Origin of the sequence: Marinobacter sp. (assembly GCF_048269445.1) — a bacterium.
Taxonomy (GTDB): domain Bacteria; phylum Pseudomonadota; class Gammaproteobacteria; order Pseudomonadales; family Oleiphilaceae; genus Marinobacter.
Genome location: NZ_JBLXIQ010000008.1, coordinates 121,144 through 136,025 on the forward strand (window position 1 = coordinate 121,144; position 14,882 = coordinate 136,025).

Genomic DNA, 14,882 nt, shown 5'->3' on the forward strand with positions numbered 1-14,882 from the left:
TCAGCTCGGGTAGCCGGTAATCTCCCGGATTTTCCGGTACAGCGGCTGAAGTTGCGGGTACATTCGCAGGTACACCTCGGAATAAAGTCTTTGATAAAGGTCCCGGGTTTTCTCGTTGGGGTAGAACACGTCCCCGACCCGGGTCATTTCCGCCACAGCGGTGTCAAAGTCCGGATGAAGCCCGAGGCCTACCGCCGCATCAATGGCGGCGCCCAGTCCTGACGTTTCGTAGGTATGTGGGCGCTCGGCTGGCAGGCCGAACACATCCGCGGTCAATTGCATGGCGGCGTCGCTCTGGGATCCGCCCCCGGCGACGCGAAGCTTTTTAATCTTCACACCGCTGCGCTTTTCGATCTTTTCCTTGCCCTCACGCAGGGCGTAGGCCAGGCCCTCGAGAATGGCCCGGTAGATGTGTGAGCGGGTGTGGACATCCCCGAAACCGATAATCGATCCTTTCGCCTCCGGCCCCGGCTGACGCACACCCGGTGACCAGTAGGGTTGCAGCATCAGGCCCATCGAACCCGCGGGCACGGATTCCACCAGTTCATCGAACAGTGCTTCTGGCTCAATACCCCGTTGTTCCGCGATTTTCTGTTCCCTCAGGCCAAATTCCCGTTTGAACCAGCTCACCATCCAGAAACCCCGGTAAATCATCACCTCGGTTGAATAGTGGCCCGGAAGCGCTGAAGGATAGGGTGGCATCAGCCGGACCGGCTCTACGTAACGCTTATTGGTGGTGTTGATAGTGGCGGTGGTGCCATAGCTCATGCATCCGATGTCCGGCGTCAGGCCACCCGAGCCTAGAATCTCGCAGGCTTTATCCGATGCTGCCGCGATTACGGGAAGGCTTCTGGTCAGGCCCAGATGCTGGCAGGCCTGGTCCGTCAGATACCCAAGGGTTTCTCCAGGTGAGACCAGTTCGGGCAGCATCGAAGGCGTGACTGGCATGGTCTGCCATTTGAAATCCCGGGGGCCAGCCCAGCGGTGTTTTTTGTAATCGAAGGGCAGGTAGCCGACCTGACTGCCGGTTGAGTCCTTAAGCTCACCCGTGAGGCGAAAGTTGAGGTACCCGGAAAGCAGCAGGAAATGCCGGGTTCTGGCCCAGAGTTCGGGTTCGTTCTGGGCAATCCAGTTGGCCTGTGTCTTTTCCCGGAACCGGTTGATGGTGTCTTCAAGGCGTGCCAGTTTGAACAGCCAGCCCCAGGGCCCTTTAACCGGGCCATCAACCCGGGCGTGGCGCTGGTCCAGCCAGATAATAGCCGGGCGCAGCGGTTTGCCGTTCTCATCCAGATTGATCACGGTGCCCCGTTGGGTGGTCACGGTGACGCCGGCCACCTGATCGGGCGTGGCGCTGGTTGTGTCCCATAGCAATCGACAGGCCTCGCCGAGCTGCTCCCAGAAGTACTCCGGATCTTGTTCGGCCCAGCCAGGTTGCCTTGAATAATAGGGCTCAATCTCCTGTTTGCCTTTGCCAATCAAGTTGCCTCTGGTGTCGAAGAGTAGGGCGCGGACACTCTGGGTGCCATTGTCGATGGCCAGGATCAGAGGGTTAGCTGGCATCGGATGGTCCCTTCGGGGCCAGGGAATAGGCGCCGTGATAAATGCCGAGGTACCGGGCTTCCTCGTCTGCCCAGCGCTGGTCATCCCAGTCCAGAATTGCCTGACAGCGGCATTTTATGTCCGGCAACAGCGCCTTGCCACCCTCCGGGAGTATTAGTCCAAGCCGAGTTTTTCTGAGTAACAGATCGTCCAGGTGTCGCACATCCTCTGCTCGGCAAGCCCATAACAGCTCTGCCCAAAGCAAATCCCAGGGATGGTCGGGCACCACGGGCTCCAAGGCGCCCGATGCGATCACCTGATCCAGGTCGGGCCCGTAAAGTCCCTGCAATCGCTGCCAGGTCTGATGCCCCACTTGTTCCGGTCGCTCCAGTTCCCGTGGGGCAGTGAACACCGACTGGCTACCCGGTCGCAAAATACTGTGTGCCTTTTCCCCGAGACCCTGTTTCAGTGCCTCCCGTGCAATCACACGGAACGTCGTCAGTTTGCCGCCGGCAATGCTGATGAGTCCCCGGTCTTCCCGAAGTGCGTGCTCGCGATTCTCCCGCGATGGCGATTTGCCGGTGCCATCGGTGACCACGGGGCGAACGCCGGCCCAGGTGGAGAGAATGTCGGACCGGGAGATGTGGCTGGCCGGGAACAGGCGAGAGGCGATCTGAAGCAGGTAATCGGTTTCTGCCTCTGAAATGACGGGTTCCTGGTCCAGGTTACCTTCGTGGTCAAGGTCGGTGGTGCCAAGAACGGTTGTGCCTTGCCAGGGAAACGCAAACACCGGGCGCCGGTCCTGTGGATGAAACAGCGAAACCGAGCAGGAAACGGGCAAACGGGCCCAGGGCAGAACCAGATGGCTACCGCGAAGGGGCCTGATCTTCATGGATCCGCTGCCGTTTTCGCCGGTCTGGAGCAGATCGGCCCAGGCACCGGTTGCATTGATCACCAGGGGGGCGGAAACCGTTATCGGTGAGGCGCCTTCTTCTGGCTGGATAATCAGGCCGCACACCATACCGTTACTGCGCTGGACTTCCTGGGCCCGGGTGTAGTTCAGACAAATGGCACCGTCCCGGCGAGCCTCGGCAATCAGCCGTTGGACCAGCCTGGAATCGTCGGTCACCGCGTCAGTGAAGCCGCTGGCACCGGCCAGGTTTTCGCGGGTTAGTCCCGGAACCCACAGCTCGGATTGCGCCGGGCTCAGGAAGTGCCTGCTTGGAGATTGCGCGATAAAGTCGTAAACCCGGAGCAGCAACTGGAAAAGGCGAGGCCCGGGAAACTGGCCTTTGAAATGGGGCATGATGAAGCGAAGTGGGTCGATAAGCCCGGGTGCTTCCGCCATCAATCGTTCCCGCTCACGGACGGCATCCCTGGTCAGGCCATAGTGCCCGCTGCCCAGATACCGCAGCCCGCCGTGAACCATCTTTGATGAGCGGCTGGAAGTGCCCCAGGAAAAGTCTTTCTGCTCAACCAGCAGGGTGCGCAGGCCGCTTCCTGCTGCTTCCCTGGCCACGCCGGCTCCGGTGATGCCACCGCCAATCACGACGACATCAAATCCGGTGTCGTCGGTTGCCAGTGCCTTTAGTGTGTCAGCCCGAATCATCATTGGTCCTACTCCACCAGGGTCTTCGGGTTGAGGATCGCATCCGGATCAAAGGTGTGGCACAGCGAACGGATGGCCAGCATGCCCAGTTCGCCTTTCTCCACCGGCAAGTAGGGCGCATGGTCTTTGCCAACACCGTGCTGATGGCTGATGGTGCCGCGGTTGTTCACGATCAGTTCGGAGGTCGTCGTTTTGAGTCTTTGCCAGCGAGCGAGGGTTTCCTGGTAACTGTCGCCTACCCGGAACACGTACGTGGTGTAGATGCTGCAGCCCTGCGTGTAGAAATGGGACAGGTGGGTAAATACGTGGGTGTTTTCCTGTTCCTCCGCCAGACCTTCCCGGAGGTTGGTTTCGATAAGCCCCAACAAGTTATCGACATTGTCCCAGTCAGTTGCCGTTTCCAGGGTGTCAACGGCATAGCCCATTTGCCACAGGGTTTCCCGGAGATAGGGCATGGTGAAACGTTTGGCCGCCCACTTATCACCCAGCCGGGTACCGGTATAGACTCCCTGATGGGCCTTACAGGTTCTTCGGGCTTCGTCCAGAGCACTTCGGCACTGGCGGCGACTCCCGGTCACTCCAAAGGTCATCATGCACTTGCCGGTTCCAGCTCCCCGGAGCGAGAGGAAGCGTTCAAGCATGCCGATCAGCCGGGGGTGGCCTGCCAGGGCGAGTTGCGTTTCGGTTTCCACAGCATTACTCAGCCGCAGCATGGACAGCTGGGTTCGATCCTGGACAAGCTTCCTGCTTGCGGTACGGGCTAGGTCCCAGTCCGGAAAGAACACAACGTGAAAGCTCTCGCGTTCTGGAAGCCGAGTTACCCGCACTTTCACTTCGGTAATGAGACCGATGCGACCTTCGGAGCCCAATACCATTTCCCGGATATCAGGGCCGGCGCTGGAGGCCGGAATGGTCGGCAGGATAAGGGTACCTTTCAGGGTTTCTACGCGACCGCCGGCAAACAGCTGCTCGATACGGCCATACCTCAGGGATTGCTGGCCGCTGGAGCGGGAGGCCACCCAGCCGCCAATGGTGGAGAGTTCAAAGGATTGCGGGAAGTGCCCGAGGGTATAGCCATGGGCACGTAGCTGGGATTCCACCAGCGGGCCGGGTGTGCCTGCGCCGAAGGTGGCTATCTGACTGTCGGTATCCAGGTCCAACAGGCGGTTCATTCTGCCCATGTCCACGGTCAGCACGGGCTTGCCGTTATCGAGTGGGTTGATATGCCCCGCCACGCTGGTGCCGCCTCCGTAGGGAATCAGGTTGATCTGCTGGTCCGCCGCCCAGGTAAGCAGTTTCCGGACATCCTGGTTCGAAGACGGATAGGCGACGCCGTCCGGGAATGCTCCAAAATCTCCGCTGCGCATGGCAAGCCAGTCAGCGAGGCTTTGCCCACAGGCGTGCCGTACCCGGGTCTCCTGGCTGGTGTCGATCAGGGCGTCCAGTTCCGGCTCGGGAGACAGACGGGTTTCCGGCACGCGGGCACAAACCGACTCGAGGGTTGCATCGGTTAGCGGACGGCCGGTGCCGATCTTCACGGTCAGAAAGTCATGACCCTGTTCCGGCATTGCCAGATTGAACGTCTCATCACCCCAGCCATTCCAGCGTCGCATCTATGTTTTTCTCCCGGATTTAAAATGAATGTGGGGGCATTCTATACAAGTTGCGCCCTGCGCCGGTGTCGGTTGGCGCCAGGGGCGCTGTCATTTGCCGCCAGAGCTTCTGTCGTCAGGGTACTTCACGGGCGAAGGGATTCGGTGAGTCGGCTGTTGAGGTCCCGCCATCGCGAGAGCTTGCCCGGCTCTCCGATCCGTTCGCGCTCGCCGCCGGACTTGTTGAGCCAGAGGCCTTCGCCGTTAAAACTGTAAACTGGTTTCAGGTCAGAGCGTTGGGAGGCAGGCTTAATCTCGTTTATGAGGTTATCCAGAATCAGCGGGTCGGCGTCCGGCTTTGGATACCATGCCAGCACCATGTGTGCCTGGTTCAACTCAAGCGCCTTGACGTAGACAATACGCATTTGCTCATCCGGCACCCCCATGGACTTGAGGGTCAGGTACTTGGCAATAGAAAAGTCTTCGCAGTCGCCTGCATTGGTGGTGAGCAGCTCCACCGGAGTGGCCCAGTAGTCTTCCTCGCCCCAGTGGCGAATGTCACTGACAAAGTTGGCCCGGTTAAAGAACGAATTAACCAGCCGGAGCTGACGATTGATCGGAGCTTTACTTGCCAACGCCTGCAGGCGTTGCCAGTTCTCGAGCCGCTGGTGGGCCTCGGGCCCGAACTCGTCGAGTACGTAGTCCATCAGCTGTGAGCTGAGTTCAAACGCGCTAACGGAAAATGCCAGCAAAAGCACAGGCAAAAGGCCGGAGCGGCGTCGGATATGGGTAGCGGCCATCTCCACGGAAGGCCTCAGTTATTGTTCCGGAGGCGTTCCCTGAGCTGTTCAAGGCGCCGGCGGATTTCCTCACGGCGCTGGTCATCGCTTGTTGCGGTGGCTGGCGCTCCGGAGGTTGTCGAGGCCGCCGCAGGCTGGACCTCGTTGGCTGGTTCGGCCTCACGGTCTGCGGCGAATGACATCCCTTCGCGATCCTCTGATTCCGGAAAATACAGATTCTCAAGCTTGCCGGCCCGTTCAATGATGACGCGGTTCGGGTGGACTGACCGAAGCTTCGCATTGCCGGGCAGTTCATCGCCCACGAGGTAGGCTTCGGTTTTGCTTTTGTCGTCTTCGATCAGTGCGCTGCCGGGAAAATCGCCGTCTGCCGCCAGAACGCCGCGCAAAAATAGCCGAAGGTTGGTTTCTGGCAGGTTTTCGGTATCTATCACAGCTGATGTGCTGTCGCCTGTGGCTTCCCCGAACAGGGCCAGGGACGAGAGATCAACATTAGGCGGTTCCCGGGCCGGATCGGTCTCGGAACCCAGGGGCTGTGCCATGTTGAAATCATCATGCCGGCTTTCCATCTGCCAGAAGCGGTAGCCCTGCCACGCAGTCAGGGCTACCATGGCCACCCCTGCCAGAAGCGTGAAAACCAGGGGAAGCCGTTCGTTGTTTAGGAGCATGGATCATCCTGAATGCAAGTTAGTGGGCCGCGAAAAAGCTCACAGGTTATCAGACTGCAACGTTTTATTAGCAGTATAGTGTATAGAGTTATTCAGCGGGTCCATATCCTGTGGTAGCCTTTCTGAATTGATTGAATCGAAAAGGGTTTCACGAACGAGGACGACCTTGACCACAGACACTGAACTTCAGCCGCAGGATGCTCCGCTGGGCCGTCTTCCCTTTACCTTTGCCAAGCGTAATGGAGTGATCCTGACCCGTTCGGATGCTGGCGAGCCGGTCATTCTGGTTCGGCCTGGCGCGTCGCATTCCGCGCTGGCGGAGGCGAACCGCATCAGTGGCGGCCGTGCCCGTTTTGCCACGATCGATCCGGACCGGTTCGACCAGGCGCTGAATTCTGCCTACCAGAATGATTCAGCCGAAGCCATGCAGATGGTCGAGGGCATTGGCGATGACATGGACCTGGCATCGCTGGCTGATTCCGTGCCGGAAACCGAGGATCTTCTTGAGCAGGAAGACGATGCGCCGATCATCCGCCTGATCAACGCCATTCTGACGGAAGCGGTGAAAACCAGTGCCTCGGACGTGCACATTGAAACCTATGAGAAGCGGCTTGTTGTTCGTTTCCGCGTGGATGGTGTTTTGAGAGAAGTGGTTGAGCCCAAGCGGGCACTGGCGCCTCTGTTGGTCTCCCGGATCAAGGTTATGGCGAAGCTGGATATCGCCGAAAAGCGGGTGCCACAGGACGGCCGTATTGCGTTGCGAGTAGCCGGGCGTGAGGTGGATATCCGGGTTTCCACTATGCCGTCTTCCAGCGGTGAACGGGTTGTTTTGCGTCTGCTGGACAAGCAGGCAGGGGCGATCCGCCTGGAATCCCTCGGCATGGCCGGCCATGACTTGAAAGTGCTCAGAAAGCTGATCCATCGACCCTACGGAATCCTGCTTGCAACCGGGCCGACCGGTTCCGGTAAATCCACGACGCTATACGCCGCCTTGCAGGAAATCAACGACCGCAGCCGTAACATCCTCACGGTCGAGGATCCGATCGAGTACAACCTGCCCGGTATCGGCCAGACCCAAGTCAACACCAAGGTGGACATGACGTTTGCCCGTGGCCTTCGGGCCATTCTCCGGCAAGATCCCGACGTGGTGATGATCGGGGAGATACGGGATCTGGAGACCGCGGAAATCGCAGTTCAGGCCAGTCTGACCGGCCACCTGGTGCTTTCCACGCTGCACACGAACACCGCTGTTGGTGCGATTACGCGTCTGATGGACATGGGCATAGAGCCATTCCTCATATCTTCAAGTCTGGTGGGGATCGTCGCCCAACGCCTGGTGCGGGTGCTCTGCAAGGAATGTCGCGAGCCATATACCCCCTCCGACGAGCACTGCGAATTTCTGCAGCAGGATTCGGCCCACTCGCTGACTATCTACCGTGCGAAAGGCTGCTCCCACTGCAACCAGCTTGGCTATCGTGGCCGCATCGGTATCTATGAAGTGGTGGAAATCTCTGAGGAAATCAGCTCCCTGATCCACAAGCGTGCCGGCGAACTGGACCTGGAGCGGGTTGCCCGCCAGCACGGCCCGAGCATCCATGCCGACGGAGTGCAGAAGATTCTGGCCGGTGTCACTACGGTGGAAGAAGTGCTTCGCGTCACGCACCGGGGTCGGTAAACCATGCCTGCATACGAGTACAAGGCCCTTGATGCCCGGGGCAAACAGAAGCACGGTGTGGTGGAAGCCGATGCGCCCCGGGCGGTACGCCAGCAGCTCCGGGACAAAGGGCTGACCCCCCTGGCCGTGGAGCCGGCAGTCCAGAAGCAGGCCCATAGCAATCCCCTGAGCAGCCGCGGCTCTCTTGCTGCGGCGGACCTGGCATTGGTTACCCGCCAGCTGGCAACACTGATCCAGTCCGGAATTCCCATTGAGCAGGCCCTATCGGCGGCCTCGCAGCAATCGTCCAAGCCGAGAATTCGCAGTATGTTGATTGCGATCCGGGCCAAGGTTATGGAGGGCTACACGCTGGCTGACAGCCTTGGCGAATTTCCCAAGGCCTTTCCGAGGCTTTATCGATCTACCGTTGCTGCGGGTGAACATGCCGGCCACCTGGATCTGGTGTTGAACCGGCTGGCCGATTACACCGAGAGTCGCCAGGAAGCTCGCCAGAAAATTCAGCTGGCAGCGATTTATCCCATCATTCTCAGTATTGTTGCCATCGCCATCGTGGTGTTCCTGTTGACCTATGTGGTGCCGGATATCATTGATGTGTTCCTCAGACAGGGGCAGGAATTACCAACCCTCACCAGGGCGATGCTGACGGTGTCGGAATTTCTGGCGAATTACGGTGTCTACCTGTTTATATTGCTGGTAGGAGCGCTGATGGTGTTCCGGTATTTTCTGACTAAACCTGCGTTCAGAATGCGGTTTCACAAGCGTTTGCTGCATTTGCCGCTTTTTGCAGGGATGGTGCGCGGGGTGAACACCGCCCGCTATGCCAGTACGCTGAGTATTCTTACCACCAGTGGCGTGCCCTTGGTGGATGCAATGCGTATCGCCGGCGAGGTACTCTCGAACGATTTCCTGCGACAGGAACTCCGGGACGCGGCCCGAAAGGTCAGTGAAGGTGGCTCGTTGCATCGTGCGCTGGACCAGACAGGGTACTTTCCTCCCATGATGCTGCATATGATTGCCAGCGGGGAGGCCAGTGGTGAGCTTGACAGCATGCTTGAGCGCACGGCGCGAATGCAGGAAAACACCCTGCAGTCGAAAATCGCTGCCATTGTGGGGCTGTTTGAGCCCATGATGCTTTTAGTGATGGGTGTGGTAGTGCTGATTATTGTTTTGGCCATTATGCTGCCGATACTGAACATGAGTAATCTGGTGGGTTGAACCCGCTCCGGGTTGTCAGGAGACAGACCCGAACTGAATGGAATCCATGCCAATGACGAGTGAAATAATGACGATCGAGAACCTGAATACACCGAAGCGCAGCCGGGGCTTTACCCTGATCGAGATTATGGTGGTTATGGTCATCCTTGGCCTGCTGGTGGCCATCGTTGCCCCGAATATCATGGGGCGCAGCGATCAGGCGAAAGTGACCGTTGCGGAAACCCAACTGAACAATATCGCCAATGCGCTGGATCTTTACCGCCTGGATAACAGTCATTATCCCTCCAGCCAACAGGGTCTGGAAGCGCTGGTGTCGAAGCCCAGTGGCAGCCCGGAACCGAAAAACTGGAACCCCGACGGTTATCTCAAGAGCGTTCCGGAAGATCCCTGGGGCGCTGAATATCAGTATGTGAGCCCGGGCACTGAAGGCCCCTACGATCTGTATTCCTATGGCTCCGACGGGCAACCAGGTGGTGATGGCGACGCTGCGGACATCAGTGTCTGGAACGCCAAGGGCTGAACCATTGTGCAGCTCAGCACCCGGCATACCGGTTTTACCCTGATTGAAATACTGGTTGTCCTGGTGGTTGTGGGGCTGCTGGCGTCCCTCGCCGTGTTTACCATGGGCGGAAGTTCCCAACAGCGTGAACTCGAGAATGAAGTCAGCGAACTTTACCTGCTGATGCAAACGGCTTCGGAGCAGGCAGTTCTCAATAACCTGGAGCTGGGGCTTCGGCTGGAGGAGGGCGGTTATCAATTTGTCGCGTTCCAGGATCAGTCGGGCGACTGGAAAGCATCCGGAGAGCGTCTGTTTCGTGCCCGCAGCCTGCCCGAATGGCTGACCGTTACCAAGTTCATTGAAAGCGATGCGCCGAGGCTGGCCTCGGCCGAGGATCGCCTGCTGCCGGATGTGGTGTTTTTCTCCAGTGGCGAGACCACCGCTTTCGAGATGGAGTTCACGATCGGAAGCGGGTCGGATTACAAGCAGGTACTGGCATCTGATGGTGTGTCGCCGATGGAGTGGCGGAAACCGGGTGATGACGGGAGCCGCGAGTGAGGGCTCAGAAAGGCTTTACGCTCATCGAAGTGCTGATCGCGCTGCTTGTTTTCGGTTTGATTGCAACCGCAGCGGCCCAGGTTGGCAGCCAGTATATCTCCAGTTATGAACGGATACGGGATAAAACCCTGGCCAGTTGGCTGGCGGATAACCGGATCCAGCAGATCCGACTGCAGGAAACCCTGCCGGGCATTTCTGAAACCTCCCGGGACACCGATTTCGGGCCGTACCGCTGGCGGGTAACAACCGCGGTTCTGGCCACAGCAGAAGCCAAGATGCGCCGCGTTGAAGTGACCGTCGCCCGGTACCGGGATGATCGCCCCGAACCGGTGCCAATCCACACGCTCTCTGCCTTCGTGGGGGAATAATGAAGCTGACGAACGCTCAGCCTGTCTCGCGATCCGAGGGCGGCTTCACGCTTTTGGAAGTGTTGATTGCCGTCACGATTACCGCGGTGATTGGTCTGGGCGTGTGGCAGATGATCGGCGGCGTGGTGAATTCACGGGATCGGGTGAATGAACTTGCCGATCAGTTCGACGGCCTCCAAAAAGCCATGCTGTTCCTGGAGCGGGATATTCTGCAAGTGGTAAACAGGCCCTCTCGCGATATCTATGGTGACTTCAAACCGGCGCTGTCGAGCCATGAAGAGGAGTTTGCCCTGCTGCTGACCCGGCAAGGCTGGCGGAACCCCTTGGGTATCCGGCGCAGTGGGCTCCAACGGGTCGCGTGGGAATATACCGGCAGCGAATTGCGTCGGCGTTACTGGCCGATGGTGGATCAGGGCCAGGAGGATGACAGCCGCGAAGTGCTGCTGCTGGAGCGCGTGAACCGTCTGGAGGTCCGGTTTCTTGATGCGAATCGCAGCTGGCAGCCCGAATGGCCCACCGACGAAGTGATGGCCGGGCTAACCCCTGGTAGCCGTCCGGATATAACGCTGCCCCTGGGGATCGAAATTACCCTTGAGCATGAACGTTTTGGAACAATCGTCAGAACCTTCGCGTTGCCCGACTTCGATCCTGCGGTCGCCCAAGGCGCCATCAACCAGGCCAATCAGGCGAGCAGCGAGTCTGAAGAACAACCTGCGGAAGAATCGGCTGGCGGCAGCGCCGGCGTTCCGGGCCAGGGGGGCTGACCGGTTATGCAGCGAATCCCCGGTTTTTCCGGCAAGGGCCAGCAGGGCGTGGCGCTGATCATGGTGCTTCTTGCCATGGCTCTGGTGGTCATGCTTGCCTCAGGGATGACCCAGCAACAGAGCATCCGGGTTTTCAAGGCGGGTCACTACCTGGCTCAACAACAGGGGCAAAGCATTGCATTGGGCGCTGAGGTCTTTGCCCGACAGATTCTGAGCAGGGATTTCGAGGAAGATAAAGAAGACAACCTGATGGTCGATAGCCTGGATGAATTCTGGGCTGCCAGCGCTGCGGTACTGCCACTGGATGATAATGGCGTGGCCGAAGTGCAGATTGACGATCTGGGTGGGCGCCTGAATCTGAACGATCTAGTCGGCGAAAATGGAGAGGTTGACACACTGGCACGAGAGCGTTTTGTCCGGCTTTTTGCGGCGTTGGGAATTACCGCCGTGTCAGTAGACTCTCTCGTTGACTGGATTGACCCGAATGATCAGACGGTGACTGCCTACGGTGCCGAGGACGGCCAGTACCTGATGGCGGATCCGGGCTATCGTGCCGGGAATCAGCCCTTTACCAGTGTGACCGAGTTGCGGTTGATTGAGGGCATGACTGAGGAAATCTATCAGGCCCTCAGGGACCATGTCGTTGCACTGCCGGTGTCCGGGGCTGGCATCAATGTCAATACTGCCACTGGGATGGTGATTCGCTCGCTGCATGAAGAGCTGACGGACGCCCAGGCTGCAGCTATTCTAGAGAAGCGGGAGGAAGAACCCTTCGAGAATCTGCAGGACTTTCTGGCACTACCGGAGTTTGCCGGCCTCGGACTCAAGCCGGCGGGCCTCGGTTTGCAGACTCGTTTTTTTGAAGTTGCGTCGAGGATTACCTACGATAACCGTGTCGTTAATATGGTCAGTATCGTGTACCGGACCCCGGAAGGGGAAGTCCGGACGGTTCAAAGGGATACCGGGCAGAAAAACCGAATCACCAAAGAGCCTTTTACCATTTCAGAAGGATAACCATGTCTTATCGCCTTTACGTCCGCCCGATACCGCCTTTTGCGGACGCTGACCAGGATCCGGGTGCCCAGATGTTCAACTGGGTACTGCATGACGCCAGTGGCGATACCCAGGCCCGTGGAACCGGAGACAGTCGCGATAGCATTGAGCAGACTCTGGGCCAGAACGCCCTGGACAACGTTTTGCTGGTTGGTCTGATTCCCGGCGACGAAGCACTGTATTGCCTTGCCGACATCCCCGCCAGACAAAGTCGCTTCATCCACCAGGCGCTGCCTTACGCCGTTGAAGAGCAGATCGCCCAGGATATTGATTCCGTTCATCTGGCACTGGGTAGCCATACCGATCACGGCTACCGGGTAGCTGCGATTGACCGCGAGCGCATGGCACAGTGGGTAAACCTGCTCAGTGGCTGGGATTACGTGCGACTGGACGCAATCTATGCGGATGCCTCGCTGTTACCTTACACCGCTGGTGGCTGGTCTATCTGTCTGGATGGTGATACGGCGATGATGGTCAGTGAACGGGGTGAGTGGCTGAGTATGCAATCGGCCAATCTTGGCATGTTTGTGCACACGCTCGCGGCACCCTCCGCGGAAGAAGTGGTGGCGGAAATACCCGTGACCCTCTATGGCACCGAGGACGAATTTGAACTTCACCAATCGGGCATTGCTGAGCTGAACGCTTCTGGCCGACTTGTGCTGCGGAAGGAAGTCCTCGAGCTCATGCCGCTCGAATTGCTGGCTTACGCCCATCATCACCATCTGTGTGAACCGGTCAATCTGTGCCAGGGCATGTTTTCGGTTACGTCCGGCAAATCAAGTTGGTTGAAGCCCTGGAAACCTCTGATTGCGGTCGCTGCGGTATGGTTCGTCATTCAGGTCGGGCTGCAGGCTGGCATGGGTTTCTATTATCAGAACCAGGCGGAGAAGCTTCGAAATGACGCCATGGCAATCTACCGTGACGCCTTCCCCACCGATCGTCGAACCCATGCCGGAAATGTCAGGCGTGTCATCGAGGGGCAACTCCGGGTTGCCGGCGCCGGCGGTCCTGAGGTGGACTTCATCACGCTGATGAAATACACAGGCCAGCAATACGCGCGCTTGCCGGGCAGCCAGTCCGTCAATTTCAGTTCAGTGAACTACAGCCGCTCCCGGGGAGAGCTGATCGTGGATGTGCGGGCCGACAGCTACGACCGCCTGAGTGCCTTGCGCAATGGCTTGGCCAGTCAGGGCCTTGAAGCCCAGATTGGTTCGGTAGTAAACGAAACCAGCGGTGCCCGCGGCCGCCTGACTGTATCCGGAGGTTAAGGTTATGCTTTCCAGAATCAAGGATCAGCCAGCGGTGGGCAAACTGATTGCCCAATACGATCAGTTGCCGAGGCGTGACCAGCAGGCTCTGATCGCGCTCGCGATCGCAGTCTTTATTGGCATTCTGTACTTTGCCGTCTGGCGACCGTCGGCAGAGTTTTATGATCGGTCGCTGAATACCCGGGATAATGCCGCCGAGCTGCTGGCCTGGATGGAGACGAATGAACAGACGATTCAGCGGCTGGGCAATTCCGGTGGGGGTGGCGCGTCGGCTGTCGCAGACAAGCCGGAAGACGGTCGTGCCCTGATGGCCCTGGTGACCCGGTCCGCTGGCGAAGCCGGACTGTCACTGCAGCGGTTTGAGCCAGGCGGCGAAGGCGCCATTCGGGTCTGGCTGGAGAACGCACCATTCGCCGAGGTTGCGGCGTGGCTTGAGAACTTGAATACGAACCACGGCGTGATGATCGATCAGGCCTCGATGGACAGGGCCAGTGAACCGGGGCGCGTTTCCGCTCGTTTCACCCTGACCATCTGATTCTGAATAACAGATCCCGGGCGGGTGCCCGGAACTGACGCAAGAGAGGAACGTGATGAGTAACGGCAGCGACAACAAGAATAAAACCGAGCCGGCCATTGTTCGCCTGGACGACAGTGCGCGCAATGAAGCCAGATCCATACTTTTCCACGCTTACCGGGATGAACCGACATTTCAGTATCTGTTTGATCACCGTAGGCCGGGCTATGATCAGCGGGTTAGGGCCACCGTACGCGAACTGATTGATCTGTATCTGGAGCATAACCAGGACGCAATCGGGGTTATGGTCGACGATACCCTCGTGGCAGTGGCTTTCATCGGTGATCCCGAACTGCGTATGAATCTGGCAGACCAGATAAGCTGGCGCATCCGTATGGTGCTGACCACAGGTTTCGCATCGACGCGCCGGTATCTGGATTACCACGAGAAAATCCGCAACCTGTTGCCTCAGCCCCAGGCCCATCAACTGCCGTTGATGGGGGTGAACCCCAAGTATCAGAACCGGGGCTATGGCCGGCTGTTGCTGAAAACGGTTGAGAAACTCTGTGCAGAAAATCCGCAGGGCAGCGGACTGGTTCTGGATACCGGAAACAGCCGTTATCTGCCCTTTTACGAATCGGAAGGCTTTCGAAGCCTGGGCAAGATCCAGCTCGGAGATTTCGAGGATCACGTTCTGTTCCGGGAAGTGCACCCGGAAAGCAAAAAGGCCGCGCCAGGCCATATCTGATTTTTTAACTCGTAA

General features: G+C 58.5%; 15 protein-coding genes. 10 read left to right on the top strand and 5 right to left on the bottom strand.

The genetic code is table 11. The features are described from left to right. The 5 genes from ACN0XM_RS16665 to ACN0XM_RS16685 all read right to left on the bottom strand — a co-directional run bounded on the left by ACN0XM_RS16665 (position 1) and on the right by ACN0XM_RS16685 (position 6,205). On the bottom strand, positions 1-1,560 hold the full coding sequence (locus ACN0XM_RS16665; protein ID WP_417568064.1) for an FGGY-family carbohydrate kinase: 1,560 nt from the start codon (positions 1,558-1,560) through the stop codon (positions 1-3). Continuing rightward, the gene (locus tag ACN0XM_RS16670; protein ID WP_417568145.1) at positions 1,550-3,148 is read right to left on the bottom strand and encodes an FAD-dependent oxidoreductase; all 1,599 of its coding nucleotides are present in this window, start codon (positions 3,146-3,148) and stop codon (positions 1,550-1,552) included. Before ACN0XM_RS16670 ends, ACN0XM_RS16665 begins: the two co-directional genes overlap by 11 nt. An 8-nt stretch (positions 3,149-3,156) precedes the next feature. Beyond that, positions 3,157-4,761 carry an FAD-binding oxidoreductase gene (locus ACN0XM_RS16675; RefSeq protein WP_417568065.1) on the bottom strand — a complete coding sequence of 535 codons (1,605 nt, stop codon included), beginning with the start codon at positions 4,759-4,761 and terminating at the stop codon, positions 3,157-3,159. 125 nt (positions 4,762-4,886) lie between these two features. After that, entirely contained in the window at positions 4,887-5,540 is a 654-nt protein-coding gene (locus tag ACN0XM_RS16680; protein WP_417568146.1) for a transglutaminase-like cysteine peptidase, read from the bottom strand. Between the two features lie 14 nt (positions 5,541-5,554). Continuing rightward, positions 5,555-6,205 (bottom strand): type II secretion system protein N, encoded by a 651-nt coding sequence (locus ACN0XM_RS16685; RefSeq protein WP_417568066.1) that lies wholly within the window; start codon positions 6,203-6,205, stop codon positions 5,555-5,557. Between the two features lie 166 nt (positions 6,206-6,371). Here ACN0XM_RS16685 and gspE point away from each other — a divergent pair, with 166 nt between their 5' ends. From gspE to ACN0XM_RS16735, 10 genes are all read left to right on the top strand, one after another. Then, on the top strand, positions 6,372-7,880 hold the full coding sequence (gspE, locus tag ACN0XM_RS16690) for a type II secretion system ATPase GspE (RefSeq protein ID WP_417568067.1): 1,509 nt from the start codon (positions 6,372-6,374) through the stop codon (positions 7,878-7,880). Positions 7,881-7,883: 3 nt separating this feature from the next. Then, positions 7,884-9,095: a type II secretion system inner membrane protein GspF gene (gene gspF / locus ACN0XM_RS16695; protein ID WP_417568068.1), complete on the top strand. Its 1,212-nt coding sequence runs from the start codon at positions 7,884-7,886 to the stop codon at positions 9,093-9,095. Between the two features lie 67 nt (positions 9,096-9,162). Beyond that, positions 9,163-9,615, top strand: a complete 453-nt coding sequence (gene gspG, locus ACN0XM_RS16700; protein ID WP_417568147.1) for a type II secretion system major pseudopilin GspG — start codon at positions 9,163-9,165, stop codon at positions 9,613-9,615. Positions 9,616-9,621: 6 nt separating this feature from the next. Further along, on the top strand, positions 9,622-10,152 hold the full coding sequence (gspH, locus tag ACN0XM_RS16705; RefSeq protein ID WP_417568069.1) for a type II secretion system minor pseudopilin GspH: 531 nt from the start codon (positions 9,622-9,624) through the stop codon (positions 10,150-10,152). Further along, a complete protein-coding gene (gene gspI, locus ACN0XM_RS16710) occupies positions 10,149-10,520 on the top strand; it encodes a type II secretion system minor pseudopilin GspI (protein WP_417568070.1) in 372 nt (123 codons plus the stop codon). The genes gspH and gspI overlap by 4 nt, the downstream gene beginning before the upstream one ends. Continuing rightward, positions 10,520-11,284 carry a type II secretion system minor pseudopilin GspJ gene (gene gspJ / locus ACN0XM_RS16715; RefSeq protein ID WP_417568071.1) on the top strand — a complete coding sequence of 255 codons (765 nt, stop codon included), beginning with the start codon at positions 10,520-10,522 and terminating at the stop codon, positions 11,282-11,284. The genes gspI and gspJ overlap by 1 nt, the downstream gene beginning before the upstream one ends. 6 nt (positions 11,285-11,290) lie before the next feature. Beyond that, a complete protein-coding gene (gene gspK / locus ACN0XM_RS16720; RefSeq protein WP_417568072.1) occupies positions 11,291-12,298 on the top strand; it encodes a type II secretion system minor pseudopilin GspK in 1,008 nt (335 codons plus the stop codon). 2 nt (positions 12,299-12,300) lie between these two features. Beyond that, the gene (gspL, locus tag ACN0XM_RS16725; protein ID WP_417568073.1) at positions 12,301-13,605 is read left to right on the top strand and encodes a type II secretion system protein GspL; all 1,305 of its coding nucleotides are present in this window, start codon (positions 12,301-12,303) and stop codon (positions 13,603-13,605) included. Positions 13,606-13,609: 4 nt separating this feature from the next. Continuing rightward, positions 13,610-14,140 carry a type II secretion system protein GspM gene (gene gspM / locus ACN0XM_RS16730; RefSeq protein WP_417568074.1) on the top strand — a complete coding sequence of 177 codons (531 nt, stop codon included), beginning with the start codon at positions 13,610-13,612 and terminating at the stop codon, positions 14,138-14,140. Between the two features lie 55 nt (positions 14,141-14,195). Further along, complete coding sequence (locus ACN0XM_RS16735; protein WP_417568075.1) at positions 14,196-14,867, top strand: GNAT family N-acetyltransferase; 672 nt, start codon at positions 14,196-14,198, stop codon at positions 14,865-14,867. Positions 14,868-14,882: the final 15 nt, after the last annotated feature.